This is a genomic window from Hydrocarboniphaga sp. (genome assembly GCF_965279055.1).
Lineage (GTDB): Bacteria > Pseudomonadota > Gammaproteobacteria > Nevskiales > Nevskiaceae > Hydrocarboniphaga.
The window spans coordinates 2,632,752-2,658,704 of record NZ_OZ257125.1 but is presented as its reverse complement, the minus strand read 5'-3'; the positions used below and the strand labels follow the sequence as shown (position 1 = coordinate 2,658,704).

Annotated in this window: 23 protein-coding genes and 2 tRNA genes; 21 read left to right on the top strand and 4 right to left on the bottom strand. The window is 64.9% G+C overall.

Translation table 11 applies throughout. From position 1 onward, the window contains the following. Nucleotides 1-69: 69 nt before the first annotated feature. Nucleotides 70-666 (bottom strand): hypothetical protein, encoded by a 597-nt coding sequence (locus ACQZF9_RS11990; protein WP_428309204.1) that lies wholly within the window; start codon nt 664-666, stop codon nt 70-72. 81 nt (nt 667-747) lie between these two features. Here ACQZF9_RS11990 and ACQZF9_RS11985 point away from each other — a divergent pair, with 81 nt between their 5' ends. Both ACQZF9_RS11985 and ACQZF9_RS11980 read left to right on the top strand, forming a co-directional pair. Next, nucleotides 748-957 carry a DUF1289 domain-containing protein gene (locus tag ACQZF9_RS11985; RefSeq protein ID WP_428309203.1) on the top strand — a complete coding sequence of 70 codons (210 nt, stop codon included), beginning with the start codon at nt 748-750 and terminating at the stop codon, nt 955-957. Nucleotides 958-991: 34 nt separating this feature from the next. Beyond that, the gene (locus ACQZF9_RS11980; RefSeq protein ID WP_428309202.1) at nt 992-1,396 is read left to right on the top strand and encodes a hypothetical protein; all 405 of its coding nucleotides are present in this window, start codon (nt 992-994) and stop codon (nt 1,394-1,396) included. A 34-nt stretch (nt 1,397-1,430) separates the two neighbouring features. Here ACQZF9_RS11980 and ACQZF9_RS11975 read toward each other — a convergent pair whose 3' ends face one another. Beyond that, on the bottom strand, nt 1,431-1,952 hold the full coding sequence (locus ACQZF9_RS11975; protein WP_428309201.1) for a hypothetical protein: 522 nt from the start codon (nt 1,950-1,952) through the stop codon (nt 1,431-1,433). Beyond that, a complete protein-coding gene (purB, locus tag ACQZF9_RS11970; protein ID WP_428309200.1) occupies nt 1,949-3,319 on the bottom strand; it encodes an adenylosuccinate lyase in 1,371 nt (456 codons plus the stop codon). Before purB ends, ACQZF9_RS11975 begins: the two co-directional genes overlap by 4 nt. A 119-nt stretch (nt 3,320-3,438) precedes the next feature. Here purB and ACQZF9_RS11965 point away from each other — a divergent pair, with 119 nt between their 5' ends. From ACQZF9_RS11965 to ACQZF9_RS11905, 13 genes are all read left to right on the top strand, one after another. Next, on the top strand, nt 3,439-4,866 hold the full coding sequence (locus tag ACQZF9_RS11965; RefSeq protein ID WP_428309199.1) for a class II fumarate hydratase: 1,428 nt from the start codon (nt 3,439-3,441) through the stop codon (nt 4,864-4,866). 118 nt (nt 4,867-4,984) lie between these two features. Beyond that, a complete protein-coding gene (locus tag ACQZF9_RS11960; RefSeq protein WP_428309198.1) occupies nt 4,985-6,292 on the top strand; it encodes a sigma 54-interacting transcriptional regulator in 1,308 nt (435 codons plus the stop codon). A 90-nt stretch (nt 6,293-6,382) separates the two neighbouring features. Further along, nucleotides 6,383-7,903, top strand: coding sequence for a fumarate hydratase (locus ACQZF9_RS11955; protein WP_428309197.1), 1,521 nt, complete (start codon nt 6,383-6,385; stop codon nt 7,901-7,903). A 111-nt stretch (nt 7,904-8,014) separates the two neighbouring features. Further along, nucleotides 8,015-8,518: a disulfide bond formation protein B gene (locus tag ACQZF9_RS11950; protein WP_428309196.1), complete on the top strand. Its 504-nt coding sequence runs from the start codon at nt 8,015-8,017 to the stop codon at nt 8,516-8,518. Between the two features lie 39 nt (nt 8,519-8,557). Beyond that, nucleotides 8,558-9,040, top strand: a complete 483-nt coding sequence (gene rraA, locus ACQZF9_RS11945; protein WP_428309195.1) for a ribonuclease E activity regulator RraA — start codon at nt 8,558-8,560, stop codon at nt 9,038-9,040. 28 nt (nt 9,041-9,068) lie between these two features. Then, the gene (locus ACQZF9_RS11940; RefSeq protein WP_428309194.1) at nt 9,069-10,439 is read left to right on the top strand and encodes an MATE family efflux transporter; all 1,371 of its coding nucleotides are present in this window, start codon (nt 9,069-9,071) and stop codon (nt 10,437-10,439) included. Between the two features lie 400 nt (nt 10,440-10,839). Next, nucleotides 10,840-12,153: an isocitrate lyase gene (aceA, locus tag ACQZF9_RS11935; RefSeq protein WP_428309193.1), complete on the top strand. Its 1,314-nt coding sequence runs from the start codon at nt 10,840-10,842 to the stop codon at nt 12,151-12,153. A 192-nt stretch (nt 12,154-12,345) separates the two neighbouring features. Further along, nucleotides 12,346-13,368 carry an SRPBCC family protein gene (locus tag ACQZF9_RS11930; RefSeq protein ID WP_428309192.1) on the top strand — a complete coding sequence of 341 codons (1,023 nt, stop codon included), beginning with the start codon at nt 12,346-12,348 and terminating at the stop codon, nt 13,366-13,368. 65 nt (nt 13,369-13,433) lie between these two features. Next, the gene (uvrY, locus tag ACQZF9_RS11925; protein ID WP_428309191.1) at nt 13,434-14,090 is read left to right on the top strand and encodes a UvrY/SirA/GacA family response regulator transcription factor; all 657 of its coding nucleotides are present in this window, start codon (nt 13,434-13,436) and stop codon (nt 14,088-14,090) included. 59 nt (nt 14,091-14,149) lie between these two features. Then, entirely contained in the window at nt 14,150-15,970 is a 1,821-nt protein-coding gene (gene uvrC / locus ACQZF9_RS11920) for an excinuclease ABC subunit UvrC (protein ID WP_428309190.1), read from the top strand. 58 nt (nt 15,971-16,028) lie between these two features. Beyond that, nucleotides 16,029-16,598, top strand: coding sequence for a CDP-diacylglycerol--glycerol-3-phosphate 3-phosphatidyltransferase (gene pgsA / locus ACQZF9_RS11915; RefSeq protein ID WP_428309189.1), 570 nt, complete (start codon nt 16,029-16,031; stop codon nt 16,596-16,598). Between the two features lie 101 nt (nt 16,599-16,699). Next, nucleotides 16,700-16,775 (top strand) — tRNA-Gly (locus tag ACQZF9_RS11910). A gap of 77 nt (nt 16,776-16,852) precedes the next feature. Next, nucleotides 16,853-16,926 (top strand) — tRNA-Cys (locus tag ACQZF9_RS11905). A gap of 249 nt (nt 16,927-17,175) precedes the next feature. Here ACQZF9_RS11905 and ACQZF9_RS11900 read toward each other — a convergent pair. Continuing rightward, on the bottom strand, nt 17,176-17,943 hold the full coding sequence (locus tag ACQZF9_RS11900) for a TetR/AcrR family transcriptional regulator (RefSeq protein ID WP_428309188.1): 768 nt from the start codon (nt 17,941-17,943) through the stop codon (nt 17,176-17,178). A gap of 125 nt (nt 17,944-18,068) precedes the next feature. On the opposite strand from ACQZF9_RS11900, the gene ACQZF9_RS11895 reads away from it, so the two are divergent. The 6 genes from ACQZF9_RS11895 (at nt 18,069) to ACQZF9_RS11870 (ending at nt 25,858) form a co-directional block, all read left to right on the top strand. Then, nucleotides 18,069-19,076 carry a phytanoyl-CoA dioxygenase family protein gene (locus ACQZF9_RS11895; RefSeq protein WP_428309187.1) on the top strand — a complete coding sequence of 336 codons (1,008 nt, stop codon included), beginning with the start codon at nt 18,069-18,071 and terminating at the stop codon, nt 19,074-19,076. A gap of 155 nt (nt 19,077-19,231) precedes the next feature. Next, entirely contained in the window at nt 19,232-20,305 is a 1,074-nt protein-coding gene (locus tag ACQZF9_RS11890; protein ID WP_428309186.1) for a VOC family protein, read from the top strand. A 179-nt stretch (nt 20,306-20,484) separates the two neighbouring features. After that, entirely contained in the window at nt 20,485-21,438 is a 954-nt protein-coding gene (locus ACQZF9_RS11885; protein ID WP_428313420.1) for a fumarylacetoacetate hydrolase family protein, read from the top strand. Nucleotides 21,439-21,442: 4 nt separating this feature from the next. After that, the gene (locus ACQZF9_RS11880) at nt 21,443-23,386 is read left to right on the top strand and encodes an acyl-CoA synthetase (RefSeq protein WP_428309185.1); all 1,944 of its coding nucleotides are present in this window, start codon (nt 21,443-21,445) and stop codon (nt 23,384-23,386) included. Nucleotides 23,387-23,525: 139 nt separating this feature from the next. Continuing rightward, complete coding sequence (locus ACQZF9_RS11875) at nt 23,526-24,260, top strand: SDR family NAD(P)-dependent oxidoreductase (RefSeq protein ID WP_428309184.1); 735 nt, start codon at nt 23,526-23,528, stop codon at nt 24,258-24,260. Nucleotides 24,261-24,268: 8 nt separating this feature from the next. Beyond that, nucleotides 24,269-25,858 carry a bifunctional 3-(3-hydroxy-phenyl)propionate/3-hydroxycinnamic acid hydroxylase gene (locus tag ACQZF9_RS11870; protein ID WP_428309183.1) on the top strand — a complete coding sequence of 530 codons (1,590 nt, stop codon included), beginning with the start codon at nt 24,269-24,271 and terminating at the stop codon, nt 25,856-25,858. Nucleotides 25,859-25,953 lie beyond the last annotated feature (95 nt).

Here is a 25,953-nt window from a genome sequence, read left to right as displayed (position 1 = left end):
AGGCCACGCATCGCGTGGCCTTTTTCGTGATCCGTCATTCCCGCCTGCGCGGGAACGACCAGGTTGGCGCTATTTCAGATATCGCCCCGGCAATCGGGACTGACGCGCATCGACACCGCTGAAGCTTTCGCGATCCACAACCAGGTGCGCGCGAAAGCTGTCGTCGGTGGCCGCGTACATCACGTTGCCCAGACGTACCGTGCCGGCCTGGCCGTTGAAGTCGGGCAGGTACAGGTAGTACTGATCGTCGACATAGTCGTCGGCGAGCCAGGTCTGGCGATGGGCACGCGACACGAAGTACAGATAAGTGCCGGGCTCGAAGCTCACCGCCATCCAGTTCGGACCACTGGCCAGCACCACGCCGGGCGTGCCGCCGTCGATGACGACCTGGTCGACGTCGCGCGAACTGCGGTTGACCAGGCGGCCGTCACGGATGCCGGTCTCGCCCGCCGAGGCGCTGCGCACCAGGCGGATCGTGTCCGAGACGTAGTACTGCAGCAGGCGCTTCTGCTCGCTGCCGAGCTTGTATTCGGCCGAAAGTCCGTCGGTGAACGCCAGCCGCTCGGCGTAGCCCGCGCCGCCGGAGCTGGCGCAGCTGGCGAGCAGGCCCAGGCACGGCAACAGGGCGGTCCTGAGCAGGCGGCTGGCAGTGCGGGGCTTGCGCATAGGCTGTTTTGACGAGTCGGATTGTCGAATTGCCGACAGTGTAACGATAGGACGGGGCCTTGCCGCGTGGTTAAATACACTATGTCCACCGACACCCTGCAAGCCGATCGCAGCCAGCCGCCGGCGTCGCCCTGCGTCAGCGTCTGCGCGCTGGATGCCGCGGGCCAGGTCTGTGTCGGCTGCGGCCGTTCGCTGCACGAAATCGGTGAGTGGTCGGCCGCCGGCAACGCGCGCCGCTGGCAGATCGTCGAGGCGGCAGCACAGCGGCTGGCGCGGATCGCGGCGGCGTGATCACATCCATTCAAGTGTTCGAGACGGGGCCGCAATGAGTCGTGTACTGAGCAATATCGGTCTGGTGGGCTACGTGCTGCTGTCCGCGTTCGCGCTGCTGTGGTGGGCGCCGAACTTCTTTGCCGCCAATCTGCACATGTGGCCGGAGCTGAACTACCGCTACGTCTCGGCCACTGGCATCCCCTTCTCGCTGCTGCTGATGACGGTCGCCGCGCGCCAGTCGCTGATGCCGCGCTTTTCGCTGACGCTCGTGCTGCAGGCGGTGCTGGCCGGACTGGCGCTGATGCTGGGTCTGATGTCGTTCCAGTTCCTGCCGCAGGCGGTGTTCTTCTGCGCGCTGCACCTGGGCATCTGCGGGCTGGCGCTGGCCTGGAATTTGAATGCCTATCGCCGCGAACTGCAGGCCTGGAACAAGCGCCAGGCGGCGTTGCGCGCTTAGGATTTCGAGTCCGGGGTAAAACCCGGGGGCGAAGCTAGAGCCGCAGATCGCTAAACTCGCGCGCCGGCTCGGCGTGCTGCCATAGCTGCTCGAAGTCGCGCAGCTGTTCGCGCGCCAGCCCCGGCGCGTCGGCGTAATAGCTGGCTTCCAGTTCGCCCGGATCGCTGCGCAGCAGCAGGCTGCGCTGGTCGACGATGATGCAATCACCCGCCATGCTCGCCGTCGCCGTGATCGGCTGACGGAATTCGATACGGCTCGACAGCACCCGCGACAGCTCGACCATGCGATGAGCGCCCCGCATTGCCGCACGCGGATCGCCGACGATGCCGCGCAGCCGGCCGCGACGATGCTCGAGCAGGAACTTGCGCAGCGCGTCGACCAGACTCTGGTCGCCGTAGATACGGCGATCCAGATCATGGCTGCAGATGATCACTTCCTGACGGGCGCTGCGCGCCATTGCCAGCGCGCGCTCGGTGAACTCGACATGCCCGAGTACGGACTCAGGTGTCTGCGCCGGCGCGGGCTGCGACTCGCTGTGGCCGCCGGCCGAACTCATGAGCGCAGCTTGGCCTGTTCGGCTGCGTTGCCGACGTAGTGTGCCGGCGTCATCGACAGCAGGCGCAGCTTGTCGGCCTCGGGGATTTCCAGCGTCTGCACGAAAGCACGCAGCGCATCGCGGCCTATGCGCTGGCCGCGGGTCAGGCGCTTGAGCTGCTCGTAGGGCTCGGGCAGACCGTAGCGGCGCATCACCGTCTGGATCGCCTCGCCGAGCACTTCCCAGTTGTCGTCGAGATCGCGGCCGAGCTTCCAGGCATCGGCCTCGAGCTTCTTCATGCCTTTCTCGATCGCCTGGTAGGCGATCAGCGAATGGGCGGCGCCGACACCGAGATTGCGCAGCACCGTCGAATCGGTGAGGTCGCGCTGCCAGCGCGAGATCGGCAGCTTTTCGGCGAGGTGCTGCAGGATTGCGTTGGCGATGCCCAAATTGCCTTCGCCGTTTTCGAAGTCGATCGGGTTGACCTTGTGCGGCATCGTCGAGCTGCCGACTTCGCCTTCGACGGTCTTCTGGCGGAAGTAGCCCACCGAGATGTAGCCCCAGACGTCGCGGCAGAAGTCGATCAGGATGGTGTTGAGGCGCGTGATCGCGTGAAAGTACTCGGCGATGTAGTCGTGCGGCTCGATCTGCGTGGTCGCCGGTGACAGCGTAAGGCCGAGCCGGGCGACGAAGCCGCCGGCCAGCGCCGGCCAGTCCACGTCCGGATACGCGGCCAGATGCGCGCTGTAATTGCCTACCGCGCCGTTGGCCTTGCCCAGCAGCGGCACCGCGGCGAGCTGCTCACGCTGGCGCTTCAGGCGCTGCACGAACACCGCCATCTCCTTGCCGAGCGTGGTCGGCGACGCCGGCTGGCCGTGAGTGCGCGCCAGCATCGGCTGCTCGGCCAGGCGCACCGAGTTCGCGGCGATCAGCTTGATCAGCGAATCGATCGCCGGCAGCAGCACCTTGCTGCGCGCGTCGCGCAGCATCATGCCGTGGGCGAGGTTGTTCATGTCCTCGCTGGTGCAGGCGAAGTGGATGAACTCCTTCATCGCCGCCAGTTCGGCGTGATTGCCGATTTTTTCCTTCAGGAAATATTCGACTGCCTTGACGTCGTGATTGGTGGTCTGCTCGATGGTCTTGATGCGCTGGGCTTCGGCGATGTCGAAGCCGTCGATGATTTTCTCGAGGCGCTCGTTGGCGGCGGCCGACAGCGCCGGCACTTCCGGGATGCCCTCGTGCGCGGCCAGGGCCTGCAGCCAGCGCACTTCCGCCACCACGCGATAGCGCATCAGCCCGTACTCGCTGAAGATGGGGCGGAGGCTGACGGTCTTTTCGGCGTAGCGGCCGTCGACCGGCGAGATTGCGGACAGGGAGGTCAGATTCATCGTCAGGCTGGTTTCGGGACGGCGGAACAGGAACCCATTCTAGCCGAGGCGGTCAGCTTTCTAGTCCCGGGCGGCAACAAAACACCGTTTTCCTACAGCACGCCCACACAGGAGAGGTCATGGCCAGGAAGCACAGCGCGGCGCCGGCGGCGTATCGCAGCGAGCACGACAGCATGGGCGAGCTGCAGGTGCCGTCCAGCGTGCTTTGGGGCGCGCAGACCCAGCGCGCGGTCGACAACTTCCCGATCTCGGGCCTGCGGCTGCCGCGCGGCATGATCCGCGCGCTCGGCCTGATCAAGGCCACCGCGGCCGAGGTCAACCAGGGCCTGAAACTGCTCGACACGGCGCGTGCCGCAGCGATCCGCGACGCCGCTTCGGCTGTCGCCGAAGGGCTTTACGACGAGCATTTTCCGATCGACGTGTTCCAGACCGGCTCGGGCACGTCGAGCAACATGAATGCGAACGAGGTGATCGCCCGGCTGGCCAACCAGGGCGGCGGCGCGACCGTGCATCCGAACGATCACGTCAACATGGGCCAGAGCAGCAACGACGTGATCCCGACCGCGATCCATGTCGCCGCCAGCCTCGCGGTGCATGAGCAGCTGCTGCCGGCGCTGCGCCACCTGGCGAAAGCCATCGAGCGCAAGGGCAAGAGCCTGAAGCGCATCACCAAGACCGGCCGCACGCATCTGATGGACGCGATGCCGCTGCGCTTCGACCAGGAGCTGTCGGGCTGGGCGCAGCAGCTGCGCAACGGCGTCGCGCGAGTCGAGTCGGCGCTGCCGCGGCTGCAGGCGCTGGCGCAGGGCGGCACCGCGGTCGGCACCGGCATCAATGCCGACACGCGCTTCGGCGCGCGATTCGCCAAGGCGCTGGCCAGACGCACGCGAGTGGCCTTCACCACGTCGCCGAATTATTTTGAAAGTCTGTCGAGTCAGGACGCGGCCGTGGAAATGAGCGGCCAGCTGAAGACCGTGGCGGTGTCGCTGACCAAGATCGCCAACGACCTGCGCTGGATGAATTCCGGCCCGCTGGCCGGGCTGGGCGAGATCGAGCTGCCGGCACTGCAGCCGGGCAGTTCGATCATGCCGGGCAAGGTCAACCCGGTGATCGCCGAGGCTTGCCTGATGGTCTGCGCCAAGGTCATCGGCAACGACGCGACGATCACCATCGCCGGGCAAAGCGGTAATTTCCAGCTCAACGTACAGTTGCCGCTGATCGCGCACGACCTGCTGCAGTCGATCGAGCTGCTGGCCAATGTGTCGCGGCTGCTCGCCGATCAGGCGATCGCCGGCTTCACCGTGCGCCGCGATCACGTGGAGGCGACCCTGGCGCAGAACCCGATCCTGATCACCGCGGCCAACCGGGTGATCGGTTACGAGGCCGGCGCCGCGATCGCCAAGCAGGCGTACAAGGAAAAACGCCCGGTGCTGGACGTGGCACGCGAACGCACCGGCCTGGACGAGGCCACGTTGAAGCGCCTGCTCGACCCGGTGGTGCTGACCGAGGGCGGCATTCCCGATCCGGGTGCCACTGGCGGTGGCTGACAGGCCGCACCGCTGATCGGAAGCAGTCCCGGCTTCATCGGCGTGGCACCATGATCAGGCCGGGGCTCCGATAGGCTTTGGGCCATGTCAATCCGCGTCGATTAGTGAGGGGTGAGTCATGCTGGGGCTAGGGAAGAGTGCCAAGCGCGTCGTCGAACCGGCGGCCAGAACCCAGGGAACCTATCTGCACGTGGTGACGCCGTCGCTGCCCTCGGCCGACGCCGACGTGCGCGCGCTGATCGACGAAGAGCTGCCGGAAGGCATGCGCTGCGAAATCGTCGCCGGCAGCGGCGCGACGCGTTTCGACGCGCCTTTCGTGCTCAGCCTGTTCGTCGACCCGAGCCAGCTCGACGGCCTGGCGGACGCGGTGCTGGCCAAGCGCCAGGCCGGCGCCAGCACCACCTTGATCGTCGCGGTCAACTCCACCCAGCTGGCCGCACTCGGCCGCTGGCTGGATGCGCGCGCCAATGCCAACCGGCTCGCCGGCACGCGGCTGCTGCTCGCCGCCAACGTCGAGGCCGCGGTGCGCCAGCTGCCGGAGCGGCTCGGCCTGGTGACCGAGGACAACGTGATCCGCATGCCGGTGTCGCCGGAGATCGAGAACACCGCGTACAAGAATTTCTTCGTGTTCAGCCCGCAGCTGCACAAGCTGGCGAAACGCATTCGCGGCTTTGCCGAGAACGGCATCAACCGCGCCTACCTGCTCGGCGGTCCGGGTTCCGGCAAGACCAGTTTCGCGTTCTATTTCTGGCTGGTGCGCAACAAGGGCCGCTTCGTTTCGGTGAACCTGTCGGCCGAAGCCACCGGCGACAAGGCCGCGATCAAGTCCTTGCTCTGCGGCCACGTTTCCGGCGCGTTCCCCGGCGCCGGCGCCCGTACCGGCTCGTTCCTGCATGCGCGCGACGGTGTCTGCTTCATCGACGAATCACACGGCGTCATCGGACCGGTCATGGAAGTGCTGATGGAGGCGCTGGACAACGGCCAGTACCTGCCGTTCGGTGCATCCGCCAAGCAGCCGATCCAGTGCGCGATCGTGTTTGCCAGCAACCGCAGCTGGGAGCATCTGCAGAACGCCGTGAACCTCGACGAATTCACCCGCATGGGTGCGGCGATCCTGGAAGTACCCGAGCTCAACAAGCGCGAGGAAGACATGATCGCGGTCGCCGCCACCACGATCGCCAGGATGGGCGCCAAGTGCAGCTCGTGGACGGCGCCGATCGGCGTCTCCGACGGCGCCTGGCGCGCGATCAGGGAATGCCGCTGGCACGGCAACGTGCGCGCGCTGGTGCGTGTGCTCGAGGCCGCGTTCGTCGACACCGCGTCGAGCACCGGCGACCAGCTGATCCAGGCCGAGGAGATCGAGCAGGGCATCGCGCTGTGGGAGCCGAAGGACCACCACAGCCACAAGATTTACGCGGCGGCGTAACACCCCGAAAGCGCGGTCGGCGGGGACGGGCAGGGGGTAATTCCGGTAGCATTCGCGCCGGAATTTCCCTCGTCTGACCTCCCCGCCATCATGACCACGATCCGCCAGGAAGACTTCATCACGTCGATCGCCGACGCCTTCCAGTACATCAGCTACTACCATCCGCTCGATTACATCACGGCGCTGGGCCAGGCCTTTGATCGCGAGGAAAACCCGGCTGCGAAGGACGCGATCGCGCAGATCCTGACCAATTCGCGGATGAGCGCCGAGGGCAAGCGCCCGATCTGCCAGGACACCGGCATCGCCACGGTGTTTCTGAAAGTCGGCATGCATCTGCGTTGGGACGCGACCATGAGCGTTACCGACATGGTCAATGCCGGCGTCAAGCGCGCCTACGACCACCCGGACAACAAGCTGCGCGCCTCGGTGCTGGCCGACCCGGCCGGCAAGCGCATCAACACCAAGGACAACACGCCGGCGGTGATCCATTACGAGATCGTCGAAGGTGATCATCTGGAAGTGATCTGCGCCGCCAAGGGCGGCGGCTCGGAAGCCAAGTCCAAGATGGCGATGCTCAATCCCAGCGATTCCGTCGTCGACTGGATTCTGAAGACGATCCCGACGATGGGCGCCGGCTGGTGCCCGCCGGGCATCCTCGGCGTCGGCATCGGTGGCACGCCGGAGAAGGCGATGCTGCTGGCCAAGGAATCGCTGATGGCGCCGGTCGACATCCACGAACTGATCGCGCGCGGGCCGAAAACCCGCGCCGAAGAGCTGCGCCTGGAGCTGTACGAAAAGGTCAACGCGCTCGGCATCGGCGCCCAGGGCCTCGGCGGCCTGACGACCGTCGTCGACGTCAAGGTTCTCGACTATCCGACGCACGCCGCCAACCTGCCGGTGGCGATGATCCCGAACTGCGCCGCGACGCGTCACGTGCACTTCCATCTCGACGGCTCCGGCCCGGCGGTGTTGCCGACGCCGAAGCTCGAGGACTGGCCCAAGGTTACCTGGAAGGCCAACCTCGAAACCTCCAAGCGGGTCAATCTGGACACGCTGACCAAGGAAGAAGTCGCCAGCTGGAAGCCGGGCCAGACCCTGCTGCTGAACGGCAAGATGCTCACCGGTCGCGACGCCGCCCACAAGCGCATCGCCGACATGCTCGCCAAGGGCGAGAAGCTGCCGGTGGACTTCGCCAACCGCGCGATCTACTACGTCGGCCCGGTCGATCCGGTGCGCGACGAAGTCGTCGGCCCGGCCGGCCCGACCACGGCGACGCGCATGGACAAGTTCACCGAGATGATGCTGGCGCAGACCGGCCTGATCACGATGATCGGCAAGAGCGAGCGCGGCCCGACGGCGATCGAGTCGATCAGGAAGCACAAGAGCGCGTATCTGATGGCGGTCGGCGGCGCGGCCTATCTGGTCGCGAAAGCGATCCGCAGCGCCAAGGTCGTCGGCTTCGAGGACCTGGGCATGGAAGCGATCTACGAGTTCGAGGTGCAGGACATGCCGGTGACCGTCGCGGTGGATTCCACTGGCGAGTCGGTGCACGAAACCGGCCCGAAGATCTGGCGCGCGAAAATCGGCAAGATTCCGGTGACGATCGCCTGATCTGATGTAGACGTACGAGCCAACCCCCGTTCGTCCCGAGTACGCTCGCAAAAAACGCGGGCCACTCGGGGCGAACGGGGTTCGTTTAGTTTTCACAGCTTTAGGAAACCGATGCTCTTCAACTACCGCGTACTGAACCTGCTGGGCTTCGCCGGCTGCATCGGCGGCCTGCTGTTTGCGATCCTGTTCCTGCAGCAGACGCTGGGCTACGAGCCTTGCCCGATGTGCATCTTCCAGCGCGTGGCGATGTTCGCGACCGGCATTTTCTTTTTGCTCGCCGCGATCCACGGACCGAAAGGCGGCGGCCGCTGGGGCTACGCGCTGCTGACCGTGCTCGCCGCGGTGATCGGCGCGGGCATCGCCGGCCGCCATGTCTGGCTGCAGTCGCTGCCGGCCGACCAGGTACCGGCCTGCGGCCCGACGCTGGCCTACCTGATGGACATGTTTCCGCTCGGCGAGGTGATCACGATCATCCTCAAGGGCGACGGAAACTGCGCCAAGATCGACGCGCAGTGGCTGGGCGTGTCGCTGCCGGGCTGGACGCTGATCGCCTTCGTGGTGTTCGCGGTCTGGGCACTGGCGGTGCCGCTGCTGGCACGTCGTTCGCGAGTCTGAGCCGCACCCGGGAATCAACAACACAAAGAGGACGCTTCGATGTCTTACGCCACGACTGATCTCTCCGATGCCCACCCCGATGCGCCGGTGTGCGCGCCGATCTTTCGCGACTTCGGCGGCCGCATCACCTTTCACGGCCAGATCAAGACGCTGAAAGTGTTCGAGGACAACGCGATCGTGCGCTCGACCCTGGAAACCCCGGGCGAAGGCCGCGTGCTGGTGGTCGACGGCGGCGGCTCGGACCGCTGCGCGCTGGTCGGCGGCAATCTCGGCGTGCTCGGCGTCAAGAATGGCTGGGCCGGTATCGTCGTCTACGGCTACATCCGCGACTCCGAGGAAATCGGCGCGCAGGCGATCGGCGTCAAGGCGCTGGGCCTGCACCCGAAGAAGAGCGAAAAAGGCCTGCACAGCGCCCAGGCCGACAAGGTCGTGACGTTTGCGGGCGTGCACTTCCATAGCGGCCACTGGCTCTATGCCGACCGCGACGGCATCGTCGTCTCCGACAAACCGCTGCACGAATAAGCCCGGCTGCGCGCCGGCAGGCAAACTCATGGCGGCGATGCAGGACCTCACCAGCGGCTCGATCCGTGGCCATCTGCTGCGCATGGCCTCGTTCATGCTGGTGACGATGCTGGTGCAGACGATTTACGGCGTCATCGATCTGTTCTGGGTCGGTCATCTCGGCCGCGAGGCGGTGGCCGCGGTCAGCATCGGCAGCAATCTGATGATGGGCGTCATGGGTGTGTCGCAGGTGCTCGCGGTCGGCGCCTCGTCGATGGTGGCGCAGGCAATGGGGCGCAAGGACCGGCCGGCGGTGCAGCAGCTGTTCAATCAGTCGATGCTGTTCGCAGCGCTGATGGGCGTGCTGGTCGGCGGCCTGGCTTTCGCGGTGCGCCACCGCTACTCCGCCGCGCTGTCGAACGACCCGACGACGATCGCGCTGACCAGCGAGTTCCTGGCCTGGTTCGCGCCGGCGATGGCGCTGCAGATTCCGATGATGGTGCTGTCGTCGGCCCTGCGCGGCGTCGGCAACATGCGCATTTCGTCGATCGCGCAGCTGGCGACGGTGCTGTTGAACATCGTGCTGGCGCCGTTCCTGATCTTCGGCTGGGGCACCGGCGTGCCGCTGGGTGTCGGCGGCGCCGCGCTGTCGACCTTGATCGCGATCGTGCTCGGCTTCGTCGGCATGATGATCCACGTGTTGCGCAGCCCGGAATACTTCTCGACCGCCAAGGGCGCCTGGCGCGTGCAGCTGGCGTCGTGGCAGCGCATCACCACGATCGGCCTGCCGTCCGGCCTGGAACTCGGCCTGATGGCCGCGTACATGGCCGCAGTGATGGGCCTGCTGCAGGCCTTCGGCCCGGCGCAGCAGGCCGGCTTCGGCATCGGTATGCGCCTGCTGCAGGCCGGCATGATGCCGTCGATGGCGATGTGCTTCGCCGCCGCCGCGATCGTCGGCCAGAACTATGGCGCCGGCCGCGGCGACCGCGTGCGCGAGGCGTACTGGCTGTCGCTGCGCTACACGCTGATCGGCGCCAGCGGCTTCGTGCTGCTGCTGCACATCGGCCCGCATTGGCTGATCGAGCCGTTTTCCAAGGACGCCGACGTGATCACCGCCGGCGCCGATTTTCTGCGGCTGATTTCGTGGAACCTGATCGGCTCCGGCATCGTCTTCGCCTGCTTCGGCGTGTTCTCGGGGCTCGGCGATACGCGGCCGTCGCTGATCAGCTCGGCGGTGCGCATCGCGCTGATCCTGGTGCCGGCGACCTGGCTGTCGCATCGCGCCGACTTCGCGCCGCTGTGGATCTGGTACCTGTCGGTATTCGCGACGATGGTCCAGGCGCTGATGAATCTGCTGTTCCTGCGCCGACGATTCTCCGGCCTGAAAACCTCGACGTCCGCGGCACCCGAGCCGGCCTGAACCCATACCGTTTCCGCCACTGGTGGTACGCCGCGGCTTCCATATCTATTAAATATGGAAGCCGACAGTCGCAACAATGCTGCGTTGCAAAAGTCACAAACGCTCGGCTATGATTCGCGCCCTCAAATGGCCTGAGCGGCCATGCAGCCCCGCCATCACCGGCAGGCGCTGAGCTTAGGAGCCTCGGATGAGCGCGGTTGCGGTGCTTGAAGCCTGGAGCGACGGCGCTCCTGTGCCGGCTTTCACTTTCGCTCCAATGGCGACGTCGAGTCCGCTCCGTCGCAGCTCCCGCATTCAATCACCAGTGCGGTCCCGTTTTGTCGGCGTCGGCTTGCCGGCCGCCGCTGTTGCGACGCTGTAAGTAACCAACGAATCAATACCCCTCCCATAGGAAGCTGACATGACCATTAGCCGCGAAGAGCAGATCAAGGCCCTCGAAAAAGACTGGGCGACCAACCCCCGCTGGAAGGGTGTGAAGCGCACGTATTCCGCCGCCGACGTCGTGCGTCTGCGCGGCAGCCAGCAGCTCGAGTACACGCTCGCCCGGCAGGGCGCCGAGAAGCTCTGGGCCAAGATCAACGGTGGCGCCAAGAAGGGCTACGTCAACGCGTTCGGCGCGATCACCGCCGGCCAGGCGATGCAGCAGGCCAAGGCCGGGCTGGAAGCGGTGTACCTGTCCGGCTGGCAGGTCGCCGCCGACGGCAACACTAGCGAAACCATGTACCCCGACCAGTCGCTGTACGCGTACGACTCGGTGCCGACGATGGTTCGCCGCATCAACAATACCTTCAAGCGCGCTGACGAAATCCAGTGGAGCCGCGGCATCGAGCCGGGCCACAAGGACTTCGTCGACTACTTCCTGCCGATCGTGGCCGACGCCGAAGCCGGTTTCGGTGGCGTGCTGAACGCGTTCGAGCTGATGAAGAACATGATCGTCTCCGGCGCCGCCGGCGTGCATTTCGAAGATCAGCTGGCCGCGGTGAAGAAGTGCGGACACATGGGCGGCAAGGTGCTGGTGCCGACCCAGGAAGCGATCGAGAAGCTGGTCGCCGCGCGTTTCGCCTCCGACGTGCTCGGCGTGCCGACCATCGTGCTGGCGCGTACCGACGCCGAAGCGGCCAACCTGATCACCTCCGATCACGATGCCAACGACAAGCCGTTCCTGACTGGCGAGCGCACCCCGGAAGGCTTCTACCGCGTCAAGAACGGCCTGGAGCAGGCGATCAGCCGCGGCGTCGCCTACGCGCCGTACGCCGATCTGGTGTGGTGCGAAACCGGCGTGCCGGATATCGGCTTCGCCCGTGAATTCGCGCAGGCCGTGCTCAAGGACAACCCCGGCCAGCTGCTGAGCTACAACTGCTCGCCGTCGTTCAACTGGAAGAAGAACCTCAACGACAGCCAGATCGCTTCCTTCCAGGAAGAGCTGAGCGCGCTGGGCTACAAGTACCAGTTCATCACGCTGGCCGGCATTCACATCAACTGGTTCAACACCTTCCAGTTCGCCCACGCCTACGCCCGCGGCGAAGGCATGAAGCACTACACGCAGATGGTGCAGGAGCCGGAATTCGCGGCTCGCGAGAAGGGCTACACCTTCGTCAGCCATCAGCAGGAAGTCGGTGCCGGCTACTTCGACGACGTGACCACGGTGATCCAGGGCGGCGCTTCCAGCGTCAAGGCGCTGACCGGTTCGACCGAGGAAGAGCAGTTCCACTAAGCCGTTGCGGCGGGGCTGGTTCTCCAGCTTTGCCGAGTGGTTCGTAGTTCAGCTCTTACAAAAAGCCCCCGCTGACCGCGGGGGTTTTTTGTTGGTCGCGACCTGACGAAAACAATCGCTTGAAGTGCCAGGCAAGGTGATACAGGCTAGGCGCGGGGACAGTACAGCTGTACACGAAAGGGGGATGGGGCGATGCGGATACTCAAGACACTGCTGGCGGTGTTCGTCGTGCTGGCGATCGCGGCCGTCGGCGTCGGGTTCGCGTTGCCGGACCAGGCCAAGGTCGAGCGCAGCGTCGTCATCGACGCGCCACCGGCCACGGTCTACACCGTGCTCAACGGCTTTCACCAGTTCAACCGCTGGTCGCCCTGGGCGGACATCGATCCGCAGACGGTGTACACCTACGACGGCCCGCTGCTCGGCGTCGGCGCACGCAGCGCCTGGAGCAGCCAGGACCCGCAGGCCGGCTCCGGCGATCAGGAGATTCTGGAGTCCACGCCATATTCGATGGTCAAGGTGCGGCTGCGCTTCGCCGGCATGGACATGGACAACCTGCTGACCTACGCGCTCGCCGCCGAAGGCGCCGGTACCCAGCTCACCTGGACTTACCAGTCCGATTTCAACGGCAACCTGCTGAACCGCTACTTCGGGCTGTTGCTGGACCGGATGATCGGCCCGGACTTCGACAAGGGCCTGGGCCGGCTCAAGTCCTTCGCCGAGGCGCTGCCCAAGGATGATTTCACCGCGATCCAGCCGGAGCTGATCCAGACACAGCCCAAGCCGATCGCCTACCTCGCGGCGGAAGCGCCGTTCGAGACCGCGGCGCCGGTGATCGCCGCGGCCTACGGCCGCATCGGCGAATTTCTCGCCGCCAGCGGCCGGCATATGGCCGGCGCGCCGATAACCCTTACCCGCAACTTCGACGCCACCACGCGCTACTGGAAATTCGACGCGGTCATCCCCATAGACCAGGCCTGTACCGCAGCGGCGGAGGACGGCGCGATCCAGTGCGGCAACAGCCATGCGGGCTGGGTGCTGCGCGCTCGCCACGTCGGACCCTATGCGAGTATGGATCAGAGCTATCTGAAGCTGGCCGCATTCAGGACGGTCGCCGGCCTCGACGACAACGGCGCGCACTGGGAAGAGTACGTGACCGACCCCGGCACTACGCCAGCGCCATCGTTGCTGACGCTGCTCTACGCTCCAGTCAAATAGGCTGAAATCACTTGCATTCCCAGACCACTGCTGCTTCTACACGAATTTTTTCGAAGGTTGATTTGATGATCAAGATCATGCTGGTTGACGATCACCGGCTGGTCCGTGCCGGCTTGCGTCGCGTACTGCAGGAGGTGGCCGACATGGCCGTCGTCGCCGAAGCCTGTTCAGGCGAAGAGGCCCTGGAGCTGGCGCGTGACAGCAACCCCGACGTGGTGCTGATGGACATCAACATGCCCGGCATCGGCGGCCTGGAATGCACCCGCCGGCTGCTGCAGCGATCGCCGGCCACCAAGGTGATCGCGGTGTCGATGCACATGGAGGAGCCTTACCCGAGCCGTCTCCTCGCCGGCGGTGCCGCCGGCTATCTGAGCAAGGACTCGGCCGCCGACGAAGTCGTCTCGGCGATCCGTCGCGTCCATGCCGGTGGTCACTACGTCGCGGCCGATGTCGCCGGCAACCTCGCCGCCAGCCTGGTGCGCGGCGCCAACAACAGCCCGTTCGAGCAGCTGTCGCAGCGCGAAACCCAGGTCATGCTGATGGTGACCAAGGGCTACGGCACGCAGGAGATCTCCGACCGCCTGCATCTGTCGCCGAAGACGGTCAGCACGTATCGCTATCGTTTGTTCGAAAAGCTCAACGTCACCAACGATGTCGAGCTGACGCGCATGGCAATGCGCTACGGCCTGCTGGAGGACAAGGCGGAGCCGGCGGCTCGCTAGCGCTTGAGTTCCCCTCTCCCTTCGGGAGAGGGGAACTCAAGCGCGTTAAACTGTTGCCTATGGCAGCCAACAGCGAGAGTTTCGACTCCCGCGCCTTCCTCTCCCAGCTGACGACTCACCCCGGCGTTTACCGCATGTATGGTGGCGCCGACGAGCTGTTGTATGTCGGCAAGGCGCGCAATCTGAAGAAGCGGGTCGGGCAGTATTTCCTGCGCGCCTCCGGCGACGCGCGCATCGAGTCGATGGTGTCGCAGATCCGGCGCATCGAGATCAGCGTCGTCCGCACCGAAGACGAGGCGCTGACGCTCGAGAACAACCTGATCAAGGAGCTGAGTCCGCGATACAACGTGATGTATCGCGACGACAAGAGCTATCCCTACGTCCGCTTCTCGTCGCACCGATATCCGCGCATCAGTTTCTACCGCGGCGCGAAGACGCCGCCGGATCGCTACTTCGGCCCTTTCCCCAGCGCCGGCGCGGTGCGCGAGACGCTCTACACCTTGCAGAAACTGTTTCGTGTTCGGCCTTGCCGCGACAGCTTCTTTGCGCATCGTGAGCGGCCCTGCCTTCAGCACCAGATCAAGCGCTGCAGTGCGCCCTGTGTCGGGCTGATCGAGCCCGAGGATTACGCGCGCGATCTGGCCAAGGCGGCGCGCTTGCTCGAAGGCCGCGGCGACGAACTGGCGCGCGAACTCTCCGATGAAATGGAGCAGGCCGCCGAGGCACTGGATTTCGAACGCGCGGCGCGCGTGCGCGACCAGATCGCCGCGCTCAAGCGCGTGCGCGAGAACCGCGTCATCAGCGGCAGCAGCGACGCGCTCGACGTGATCGCTGTGGCGCCGCATGCATCGAGCAGCTGCGTCGTCGTCATGAGCGTGCGCGACGGTGTGAATCTCGGTCACCGCAGCCATTTTCCGAAACATCCGCCGCATACCGAAGTCGCCGAGCTGCTCGACAGCTTCATCAGCCAGCACTACAGCGCACAGCCCTGTCCGCCGGAAATCCTGATCAGCCACGACGTCGAGGACCTCGACTGGCTGGAAGAGGCCTTGAGCCAGCACGCCAAGCGCAAGGTCAGCATCAAGCTGCCGCAGCGCGGCGCCAAACTGCAGCTGATGGAGATGGCGCGCAATACCGCCGCGCAGGCGCTGTCGACGCGTCTGGTCGAGGCATCGAGCATGGACGCGCGGCTGCTGGAGCTGCAGCGCGCGCTCGATCTGGAAAATCCGCCGCGGCGCATGGAGTGCTTCGACATCAGCCACACGCGCGGCGAAAAAGCGGTGGCGAGCTGCGTGGTGTTCGGCGAAGAAGGCCCGCTGAAAACCCATTACCGCAAATTCAATATCGACGGCATCACGCCGGGCGACGACTACGCCGCGATCAAGCAGGCGGTCGGCCGGCGCTTCGCGCGCGTCAAGTCCGGCGAGGTGCAGCGCCCGGACGTGCTGTTCATCGACGGCGGCAAGGGCCAGCTCGGCGCGGCCATGGAAGCGCTGGACGAACTCGGAATCGACGACCTGCGCATCGTCGCCATCGCCAAGGGTCCGACACGCAAGCCCGGGCTGGAAGAACTGATCCTGCCGGAGATGGAGTTCCCATTGAGGCTCGCCGCCGATTCGCCGGCGCTGCACCTGATCCAGCGCATCCGCGACGAGGCGCATCGCTTTGCGATCACCGGCCATCGCGGCCGTCGCGACAAGGCGCGCGTCAGCTCGGACCTGGAGACCATCGACGGCCTGGGGCCGGCGCGTCGCCGCGCCTTGCTCAAGGCTTTCGGCGGCACTGCGCAGCTGCGCCGCGCCACGGTCGACCAGCTCGCCCAGGTCGAAGGTGTCAGCCAGACTTTGGCTGAACGCATTTACGCGTTCTATCGCGACTGAAAAACGGCGCTCACTTCGTTCAGCTGTCGCTGCGCGCCAAAAGCGCCATACTCTCGCCATGCGCCTGTCCATTCCGAATCTTCTGACCCTGCTCCGCGTCGCGGTGATCCCGGTGATCGTCGTGCTGTTCTACCTGCCGTATCCGTACATGAGGCAGCTCGCGCTGTGCCTGTACGCGGCCGCCTGCATCACCGACTGGATCGACGGCTACCTGGCGCGCAAGTGGGGTGAGACGTCCAAGTTTGGCGCGTTCCTGGACCCGGTCGCCGACAAGCTGCTGGTGACCGTGTCGCTGGTGATGCTGCTGGAGTCGGAGCCCGATGGTCTGCTCGCGGTGCTGGTGGCGATCATCATCGGCCGCGAAGTCACGATCTCCGCGCTGCGCGAATGGATGGCCGAGCTGGGCCAGCGCACCAGCGTCGCGGTCGGTGTCGTCGGCAAGCTCAAAACGATTTTCCAGATGGTCGCGATCGGTTGCATGATCTGGAAGATCCGCACTTTCGGCATTGAGTGGTACACGCTCGGCTTCTACATGCTGTTCGCGGCCGCGGTGCTGACGGTGTGGTCGATGCTGATCTACCTGCGCGCCGCCTGGCCTTACATGAAGGAAGAACACCCGGTCCCCTGAGCAATCGCCGAGCGTCGGGCGAGACGGGCAGGGCGCGTTGGAATAAAGCCTTCGGAAGTTCTTGACAGCCCACCGCCAGACGCTAAAATGCGCGCCTCTTCGCGGGAATAGCTCAGTTGGTAGAGCGCGACCTTGCCAAGGTCGAGGTCGCGGGTTCGAATCCCGTTTCCCGCTCCAGGCATTCAAAAGAAACCCCGATACACCGGGGTTTTTTATTTTCGACGCCGGCGTGGCGCGATAACATCGTTTTATTGGGCTGCGTGGCAGAACGGTCATGCAGAGGACTGCAAATCCTCGTACGTCGGTTCGACTCCGGCCGCAGCCTCCATCTTTCGACTCATTCCCCCCGTTCTACACGCATCACACTGGCAGCATGGCCGCTGCTGTTTTGCTGCCGCCTGATCGGATCGTCGCCAAGCGGTGAAACCGGTCGGCATAAGGGACTTGAGACACTGCGAGCACTTCGAGGCGCGCCCCGATTGTGAAGCCGTTCGAATTCGGTCAACGCCCTGGGGACCTGGAGCATCTGCGCCCACACCGCAGCCAAAGCCAAGCCGGGGCCAGCCAACTTGGTGGCTTACGAGGACGCGAAAGGACGATCGACGGCCGGCAGCGAGAGCAGGGCGATGCGTCGCGACTCGTCGAAAGATAGACCCAGGTTGTGCAGGGCTACGGCCGCGGCACGCTCTGGAATGTCCTCGGAACTGAGACCCAGTTGTTTAAGTTGTTTAAGCGAATCCGTCGGTTTGCCCGCGAGCTCCAACTCTGCCGCGATGGCGCCCAGCACGCCTCCGCCGATCGTGACAAAGGTCATGAAGGGATCGGGTATGTTGAATCGCCCTTTGGAGACGCCTATCAGGATGTCCCGCATCAGGCGCACGCCCAGTCCGCGCGACAGCACCCTCGCCGAGAAGCCCTCGCGGACCAGGAATCGGCCCCACAAAGGTTCTCGACGAGCGCGAAGAATCGTGTGGCGCACGCAGATGGCAATGAACTCTGCGGGGTCGTCCACATTCTTGACGAGGAGGTCGAGCGCATCGCCAAACTCTTCGAACACTGAGTCCATGACGACGGCGTAAATCGCCTCCTTGGATTCGAAGTGGTTGTAGAACGAGCCGAAGCCCACGTCTGCGGCCTCGGTGATCTCATTGATCGCCACCGCGTCCATGCCGCGCTCGGCCATCAGGCGAAAGGCGGCTTCCAGCAGTTTTTCCCGGGTCTCCCGCTTACGCCGCGCACCGCGCGGCTCACGCTCGGCCTCATCAGGAGTTGCGTTCGCGAGTGACTTGCGAGCGGCTACCGTCTCGGCGGACGCCTCGGGAGGGCGGGGGCTGGAATTGTTCACGACGATTGGCAGGTCGGTGCAGTGGGTTGGCGTCAGTATAGACTCACGGATCAAGATTGATAAAATTATCAGACTTGCTTAATGTATCACTGTGCCCGCATCTGAAGGGCGTCCTGGAGAACATCATGAGCTTCGCCACAACCCCCAATCGCGCGCTCACGACGGAGGAAATTCGCCGCTACCGCGACGACGGCGTCGTGATGATCAAGGGGGCCATCGACCCCAACTGGTTGAAGCTGATCGAGGCGGGGGTCGATAAGGCCCGGGCCAACATGTCGGTGCAGGGACGCTTCATGTCCCGCAAGACGGCTGGCTATCAGATGGACACCTTCCTCTGGAAGCACGTAGACGAAATCCGTGATGCCATCTACTACGGGCCGTTCGCGCACTGGGCGAAACAGTTGATGGGCTCGGAGCAGGTGCGCTTCTTCTACGACCAGATGTTCGTCAAGGAGCCGGGCACCGACGCGCCCACGCCCTGGCACCAAGATCTGTCGTTCTGGCCGATTCGCGGCGAGCAGATCAGCTCGTTCTGGATTCCGCTGGACCCGGTCACGCGCGAAAGCAGTGGCTTGATGTATGTGCGCGGATCTCACAAGTGGCCGCAGCGCTACAAGGCGATCTCACCGGACTACGTCGCCGCCATCATCGATGAGCAGATGGACGACGTTCCGGACATCAATGCCAATCCGGAAAAGTACGATCTGGTCGATTGGGAGATGCAGCCGGGCGACATGCTGATGTTTCACCCGCTGACCCTGCACGGCAGCTACGGTAACCATCACCGTACCCGGCCGCGCCGCGCGCTGGCGCTGCGCTGGACCGGTGACGACGTGGTGTGGGCGCCCACGTCCAAGCGCATGCCGGTGCACTACCGGCACGACTCCGTCGTCGGCGGATCGCTCGCCGGCGCCGCTTTCCCGCGCATCCTGCCGGAGCCCGTCGCGGCCGAGCGCGAATTGCGCCGGTTCCCGGAGTCGCCGAGCAAGGCCCAGCTCCTGGTCTCGCTATGGCACAACATCGCTGCGGCGGCACGACTGAAGCTGCGCTCGAAGCCCCTGCAGCTTCAGCAGACGTGGCAGGTGTCTCCAGAGGCACAGAGCGGTGCATCCGGTGAAGCGCCCCGCTTCTGATCCGAACCGGATGCTCCCGTGAAAATCCTCCTGTTTCTGCCCGTTGTACCGGTTCCGCGGCTGGCCGGCCGGTTCCGATCGTGCCCGGGCTTTAGACGCCTCCGAATGAACGGACCTGGCACCCTCGTTCGAGCTTTCAGGGATCCAAGAACGTCATGACCGAGCTCCGCACCATGCAGCCGGTCCGCCACCCGAATCCCATGGTGAAAGCCAGCTCACTGGCCTACCTGATTTTCGAGCGGCCCGATCTCGACCGGGCCGAGCAATTTCTCACCGACTTTGGCCTTGTGCCTGCAAGCCGCACGGACGAGGTTTTGTACCTGCGCGCTGCCTCGAACGCGCCCTACTGCTACCGCGTGCATCGCGCGGCCCGGGCGCGGTTCGTCGGGATGGGCTTCACCGTCGGCAGTGGTGCCGATCTGGAGAAACTCGCCAGGCTTCCTGGCGCGAGCGGGATTGAGGCGGTCACCCACCCGGGCGGTGGCGAGCGCGTGGTGCTGACGGACCCGTCCGGGTTCATGGTCGAAGCAATCCACGGCCAGACGCCGGTCGAGGAACTGCCGTGCCGCAGTCCCCTGCGCTTCAATTCCACGGGCAAGTCGGTGCGTGTCAACGGGACGCAGCGGCCCGCGCCAGAACCCCCCGAGGTGATCCGACTCGGCCACTGCGTGATCGAGGTCGCGGACTATCAGGCGACGAGTGCCTGGTACACCCAGCATCTGGGTCTTATTCCCAGCGACGTCCAGGTGCTGCCGGACGGTTCGCCCGCCGTGACCTTCTTCCGCTTGGACCTCGGCGACACGCCTGCCGACCACCACAGCCTCGCGATGGCCCAGGGGTTCATGCCGCTCTACAGCCATAGCGCCTACGAGGTCGTGGATGCGGACGCCGTCGGCATGGGCCAGCGCGTACTGCGCGAGAAAGGCTGGAAGCACGCCTGGGGTATCGGCCGGCACATCCTCGGCAGCCAGATCTTCGACTACTGGAATGATCCCTGGGGCGCCAAGCATGAGCACTACTGCGATGGGGACCTGTTCACCGCCGACCGTCCGACCGGCGTGCATCCGGGCAGCCGCGCGGCGATGTCGCAGTGGGGACAGCCGATGCCGGCCAGCTTCACCAGGCCCAAGCTCACGCCGTCCGCAATTGCGGCGTTGATCCGCAATGTGCGGCGCAGCCCCGATCTCAGCCTGAGCAAGCTGCTCACGCTCGCGAAGCTGTTCGGCTGAATTTCCTGGCCATGAGCGCTGACCGCGCCGATCCGCAACGACGCCGCCTGATCCAGGCCGGCGCTGCGGCGGCAATGGTCGGCGGCGGGGTCGCGCTTATGGCCTGCGATCCAATGCCGCGTCACCAAGAAGTCCCGAAGCCTGTCTCGCCCCCAAATCCCACCGAACGAGCCTCCGCCATGTCTCTCAACATCGTCCGCTTCGAACACCAAGGCCGCGCCCAATGGGGCGTGATTCGCGGCAGCCAGATCACGCCGGTGCCGGGCGATTTCTCCACCACCGGCGACTTTATCCGCGGCACGTCGCTGGCGGAGCTGGCGACGCTCGATGGCCCCGCTCTGGAGCGGTCCGCCGTCAAGCTGCTGTCGCCGGTGACGCAGAACCAGCAGTTCGTCTGCCAGGGTGCGAACTATCGCCAGCACATGATCGAGTCCGGCATGGACCCCGACGCGAAGACCTACAACATGATTTTCACCAAGGCGCAGAGCTGCATCGTTGCGGCCGACAGCGAGGTCATCAAACCTCGCATGGTGAAGTTCCTGGACTATGAGATCGAACTGGGTTTGATCCTGCGCAAAGCGATTCACGGCGCAGTGACGGTCACCGACGGGAACCTGCACGAGTATGTCGCCGCCGCCGTCATCGTCAACGACTACTCGGCGCGCGACGTGCAGATTCCGCAGATGCAGTTCTACAAGGGCAAGTCCTTTCGCACGTTCGGCCCGGTCGGGCCTTGGCTGACATTGCTGGATGCTTCAAGCATGGCCACGCTCAAGAACCTGCAGCTGAAACTGACGGTGAACGGTCAGGTTCGGCAGAGCGACAACACGGCGAACTTGGTCTATGGCCCGGCCGAAACGCTCACCGAGCTGTCCGCCGTGCAGGACTTCGAGCCGGGCGATCTCCTCTCCACGGGCACGCCCGCTGGATGTGCCCTGTCGATTCCTTCACCGGCGAAGCAAAAGATTGGCGCGCTGCTGCCGGAGAAGAAGAAGTGGGAGGTCTTCTTCAAGGTCCAATCCAAGCGATCACAGTATCTGAAGCCCGGCGATGTGGTCGAGGCCAGCATCCGCGCGGCGAATGGCAGCATGGACCTCGGCACGCAGCGCAACAACATTGTCGCCGAGAGCTGAAGCGATGCCCGGTATCGCCAACATCGGTGACGTCGAGGCTGCCGAGAGTCGAGGCTTGCCCGCAGATCTTCCCACCAGCACCTACGAGATGATCAGGCGCGGTGCCAGCCTGAACCCGCGGGCTCCAGCATTAAGTTTCTTCCTGACCACGGACGAGCATCGCAAGCCCGAAACCTGGAGCTACGGCGAGCTGCTCGCGCGAATTACTCAGACCGCCAACTTTTTCCACGACCTCGGAGTAGACAAGGACGACGTCATCGCCTTCGTGTTGCCCAATCTGCCTGAAACCCATTTTGTGATCTGGGGCGGGCAGGCCACGGGCATCGTCGCGGCGTTGAATCCGCTGCTGGAAGGCCCGGCGATCGCCGAGCTGCTGAACGCCGCCAATGCCTCGGTGTTGGTGACGCTCGCGCCGTTCCCCGACATCGACCTCTGGACCAAGTTGCAGCCACAGTTGGCGAGCATCAAGTCGCTGCGGCATCTGGTGCTGGTGAACCTCCCGGATCGCGTGCGCGGGCTCAAGCATTTTCCCTCCCGGTTGATGCAGCGTCGCGAAATTGCGCGGCTGCATGGCCATGCGGGCATCCGCGGCGCCGTGCCCGCCTCAATCCAGATCCACGACTTCAACCGAGGCATCCGCGCGCGGAACGCCAATCGACTGAACAGCGGGCGTCGAATCTCGGCCGACGATGACTCCTCATACTTCTGCACCGGCGGTACGACGGGTCTGCCCAAGATCGCGATGCGCCGCCACGGCAACGAGGTTGCGAATGCCTGGAGTGCGGCGCAGTTCCTGGGCGACGGTATTGGTGCCGGCAAGGTGGTGTTCTGCGGCTTGCCGCTGTTCCACGTCAACGGCGTGCTCGTCACCGGCTTGTTGCCTTTTTCCAAGGGCGCGCATGTGATTCTCGGAACGCCGCAGGGCTATCGCGGCGAGGGCGTGGTCAAGCGATTCTGGGAAATCGTCGAGCACCACCGCATCAATTTCTTTAGCGGAGTGCCCACACTCTACGCCGCGTTGCTGCAGGTCCCCATCGGCACACGCGACATCGCGAGCCTGGAGTACGGACTCTGCGGCGCGGCGCCCATGCCGGTGGAAGTGTTCCGCAAGTTTCAGGAACGGACCGGCCTGCATATCCTGGAAGGCTATGGCTTGACCGAAGCGACCTGCGTGAGCAGCGTGAACCCGCCGCTGGGTGAGCGCCGCCTGGGCTCGATCGGACTGCGCATTCCCTGCCAGAAGATGAAGGCTGTTTTGCTTAGCGAGCAGGGTGCATACCAGCGGGATTGCGCGCTGGGTGAAGTAGGCGTGCTGCTCGTGTCGGGTCCCAATGTGTTCGCCGGCTACCGCGTGCCGGAACAAAACAAGGGGCTATGGATCGACTGCGGTGATGGCCAACGTTGGCTCAACACCGGTGATCTTGCACGTCAGGATGACGGAGGCTACTTCTGGCTCACCGGCCGCAAGAAAGAGCTGATCATTCGCGGCGGGCACAACATCGATCCGGCGACCATCGAGGAGCCGCTGCACCGGCATCCGGCGGTGGCGATCGCTGCCGCGGTCGGCCGGCCTGACGCACATGCCGGTGAACTTCCAGTGGCCTACGTCCAGCTCAAAGCGGGGGCGACAGCCACCGAGAGCGAACTTGTGGAATTTCTGAAGAAGGAAATCACCGAGCGCGCTGCTTTGCCCAGGCAGGTGCGGATCATCGACCAGATGCCGTTGACCGGCGTGGGCAAGATTTTCAAACCTGCCCTGAAACATCGTGAGACCCAGGATGCCCTTGAACTCGCGCTGCGTGAGGCCCAGGTCTTGTTCCGCGATGTTTCTGTCGCCGATGACAAATCGAAGGGCCTCGTCGTCAGCGTACGACTTCAAGCAGGCATCGCCGAGGAAGCGGCGCATGTAGTGCTCGGTCGCTTCCCTTTTTCGTTCAACGTGAGTTGAAACGGCGCGTGGATAGCACACGCCCGAGACGCAACCTCAACGTCGCCGGACGGCAGCTTCCGGTGATCCTCTTGCCGATCCCGACTTTCCAGCACTGCTTCCCGGTGCTGGCCAGCACCACATTGATGGAGACAGTGCAATGAACCTTTCGAATCGTACCGCCGTGGTTAGCGGTGGCTCCTCCGGCATCGGCAAGGCGATCGTCAGCCGCCTGCATGCGCAGGGTTGGAGCGTGTATACCTGCGGTCGCGATGCGACAAAACTTGCGGCGCTGGCGCGCGAACTGCCGGGCGTGACAACGGCGGTCTGCGACGTGAGCGATCGGCTCGCGGTACGCGCGTTCGCCAGCGCCGTCGCTGCAGCCGCGCCCTCCGTGGACTTTGTCGTCAGCAACGCGGGCGGCCTGTGCGAGATCGACTTCACGCGCAGCGATCTTGCAGGCCTGGATCTGTCCGCCGAGCTGCGCAACAACACCGAGGGCGCGATAAACCTGATCGCGGAATTTCTGCCGGGCTTGCGCGCGGCCAGCCGTGCATCGGTCTTGATCGTGAGTTCCGGCTATGGACTGGCGCCGGCGACGCGCGCGCCCGTGTATTCGGCGTCGAAGGCGGCATTGCACAGTCTGTCGAAATCCTTGCGCCGCCAATTCGCGCCGCTCGGCATTGCCGTCACCGAGCTGATTCCCCCGGTGGTGGACACGCCCGCCACCGCCCATCACAAGGTACCGAAGCTTTCTGCCGAGAAGGTGGCAGCGCAGGCGGTGGATGGCGCGCTGAAAGGACTTGAGGAAGTCCGGCCCGGTGCGGTGCGCTTTCTCCCCATGCTGTTGCGCCTCGCACCGCGTATGGCAGAGCGCGTGGTCGCGAAGACCTGAGAGCCCCAATGGCAACACCCATTCCCCCAGCGGTCGACGTACTCATCGTCGGCTATGGCCCGGTGGGCGCCGCAGTGACGCTGCTGCTTGGCCGCTACGGTGTAAGTACGCTGGTGGTCGACAAGGCCAGCGACATCCTGACGGCGCCGCGCGCCATCGCGCTCGACAACGAGGCCCTGCGCATCCTTCAGATGGCGGGGCTATCGGAAGATGCGTTCGAGAAGATCGCGATTCCGTATGTGCGCATGCTTTGTCCGCAGGTGGGGGAGTTCGGGCGTATCAACACCAGCGGCAGCATTGACGGCCATCCCAAGCTGGTGACGTTCTACCAGCCCGATCTCGAACGTGCGCTGCGCCGGAAGGCGGAAAGCTGTGCCGTGGTGTCGACCTTGAGCGGCACTGAGATGTTGAGTTTCACCGAGGAGGTTGAGGGTGTTCGCGTCGTACTGCGGCTCGCGGATGGCGACGAGGTCACGGTCCACGCGCGCTACCTGATTGGAGCTGACGGCGCCGGTTCAAAGGTGCGCGGGGCTATCGGGCAAGATTTCCGGGGCAAGACCTACGCCGAGGACTGGCTGATCGTCGACGCCCAGAACGTTCCCGGCGCGTTCGATCACGTCGAGTTCATATGCGATTCCCGGCGTCCGACGCCGCACATGATCGCGCCGGGCGGCCGCGTCCGCTGGGAGTTCATGCTGCAGCCGGGCGAGACGCGCGAGGAGATGGAGAAGGACCAGACCATCACGCGGTTGCTGGCGCCGTGGGCCACGGCAAGCGAAATCAAGATCGAACGCAAAGCGGTGTACCGCTTCCACGCGAGATCCTGCGAGCGCTACAGCAAAGGTCGCGTGTTTCTGGTGGGCGACGCCGCGCACATCACGCCGCCATTTGCGGGGCAGGGTCTCGTCGCGGGATTGCGCGATGCCGCCAACCTGTCCTGGAAGCTCGCCTGGGTAGTGAAGGGGCTCGCCGCGCCAGCGGTCCTGGATACCTACGATGAGGAGCGTCGGCCGCACGCCACCAAGATGATCGCGCTGGCCAAGTTGATGGGGCGACTGGTCATGCCCGGCAGCCGGCCGATGGCGATTCTCATCCACGGCGCAATGGCGCTGCTCCGGCGCATTCCGTCGCTGCGAACATTTCTTGACGAACTCGGCGTCAAACCGAAGAACGAGTTCAATGCCGGGCTGTTCGTGAAAGGCCACGTACGACTACGCCGTGGCGGACTGTTGCCGCAGGGGCTGGTTCGGTCGGCCAGTGGCGAGATCCTGCTCAGCGACGACGCGCTCGGCAGCGAGCTTTCGCTGGTGGGCTTCGGACTTCCTGCGGAGCCTCAGCTGACAGCCGCGACGCTGGAGCTCTGGACTCGTCGTGGCGGCCGGACTGTCCAGTTCTGTCTGCGCGGTGAGTCGGTGCATCGTGGAAATCACGTCTTCGAGGATATGGACAACCGACTCGTGCCCGGCGGCGCGCCGTACGGCTGGTGCGCAGTGGTGCGACCCGACCGCACGATCCTCCACGACGGGCCGGTCGACAACGCTGATCGCATCGTGCGCGAGTCACTGGCGCTGCTCGGCAACTCCCGACCCACCTCATAGTCGAGGTGACCCATGAAGTACCGCGTCTGTTTCGCAGCCATGGTCGTGGCGACGCTGAGCGGCAGTGGTGACTAGCTTCGATTGGCGTGGCCTGC

What these genes read in the sequence shown, in the direction of transcription:
- purB (WP_428309200.1), bottom strand. Translation starts at nt 3,319, where the DNA reads ATGAATCTGACCTCCCTGTCCGCAATCTCGCCGGTCGACGGCCGCTAC.
- ACQZF9_RS11980 (WP_428309202.1), top strand. Translation starts at nt 992, where the DNA reads ATGAGTCGTGTACTGAGCAATATCGGTCTGGTGGGCTACGTGCTGCTG.
- ACQZF9_RS11895 (WP_428309187.1), top strand. Translation starts at nt 18,069, where the DNA reads ATGAGCTTCGCCACAACCCCCAATCGCGCGCTCACGACGGAGGAAATT.
- uvrY (WP_428309191.1), top strand. Translation starts at nt 13,434, where the DNA reads ATGATCAAGATCATGCTGGTTGACGATCACCGGCTGGTCCGTGCCGGC.
- rraA (WP_428309195.1), top strand. Translation starts at nt 8,558, where the DNA reads ATGTCTTACGCCACGACTGATCTCTCCGATGCCCACCCCGATGCGCCG.
- pgsA (WP_428309189.1), top strand. Translation starts at nt 16,029, where the DNA reads ATGCGCCTGTCCATTCCGAATCTTCTGACCCTGCTCCGCGTCGCGGTG.
- ACQZF9_RS11965 (WP_428309199.1), top strand. Translation starts at nt 3,439, where the DNA reads ATGGCCAGGAAGCACAGCGCGGCGCCGGCGGCGTATCGCAGCGAGCAC.
- ACQZF9_RS11990 (WP_428309204.1), bottom strand. Translation starts at nt 666, where the DNA reads ATGCGCAAGCCCCGCACTGCCAGCCGCCTGCTCAGGACCGCCCTGTTG.
- ACQZF9_RS11940 (WP_428309194.1), top strand. Translation starts at nt 9,069, where the DNA reads ATGGCGGCGATGCAGGACCTCACCAGCGGCTCGATCCGTGGCCATCTG.
- uvrC (WP_428309190.1), top strand. Translation starts at nt 14,150, where the DNA reads ATGGCAGCCAACAGCGAGAGTTTCGACTCCCGCGCCTTCCTCTCCCAG.
- ACQZF9_RS11950 (WP_428309196.1), top strand. Translation starts at nt 8,015, where the DNA reads ATGCTCTTCAACTACCGCGTACTGAACCTGCTGGGCTTCGCCGGCTGC.
- ACQZF9_RS11975 (WP_428309201.1), bottom strand. Translation starts at nt 1,952, where the DNA reads ATGAGTTCGGCCGGCGGCCACAGCGAGTCGCAGCCCGCGCCGGCGCAG.
- ACQZF9_RS11930 (WP_428309192.1), top strand. Translation starts at nt 12,346, where the DNA reads ATGCGGATACTCAAGACACTGCTGGCGGTGTTCGTCGTGCTGGCGATC.
- ACQZF9_RS11870 (WP_428309183.1), top strand. Translation starts at nt 24,269, where the DNA reads ATGGCAACACCCATTCCCCCAGCGGTCGACGTACTCATCGTCGGCTAT.
- ACQZF9_RS11955 (WP_428309197.1), top strand. Translation starts at nt 6,383, where the DNA reads ATGACCACGATCCGCCAGGAAGACTTCATCACGTCGATCGCCGACGCC.
- ACQZF9_RS11890 (WP_428309186.1), top strand. Translation starts at nt 19,232, where the DNA reads ATGACCGAGCTCCGCACCATGCAGCCGGTCCGCCACCCGAATCCCATG.
- ACQZF9_RS11875 (WP_428309184.1), top strand. Translation starts at nt 23,526, where the DNA reads ATGAACCTTTCGAATCGTACCGCCGTGGTTAGCGGTGGCTCCTCCGGC.
- ACQZF9_RS11885 (WP_428313420.1), top strand. Translation starts at nt 20,485, where the DNA reads ATGTCTCTCAACATCGTCCGCTTCGAACACCAAGGCCGCGCCCAATGG.
- aceA (WP_428309193.1), top strand. Translation starts at nt 10,840, where the DNA reads ATGACCATTAGCCGCGAAGAGCAGATCAAGGCCCTCGAAAAAGACTGG.
- ACQZF9_RS11960 (WP_428309198.1), top strand. Translation starts at nt 4,985, where the DNA reads ATGCTGGGGCTAGGGAAGAGTGCCAAGCGCGTCGTCGAACCGGCGGCC.
- ACQZF9_RS11985 (WP_428309203.1), top strand. Translation starts at nt 748, where the DNA reads ATGTCCACCGACACCCTGCAAGCCGATCGCAGCCAGCCGCCGGCGTCG.
- ACQZF9_RS11880 (WP_428309185.1), top strand. Translation starts at nt 21,443, where the DNA reads ATGCCCGGTATCGCCAACATCGGTGACGTCGAGGCTGCCGAGAGTCGA.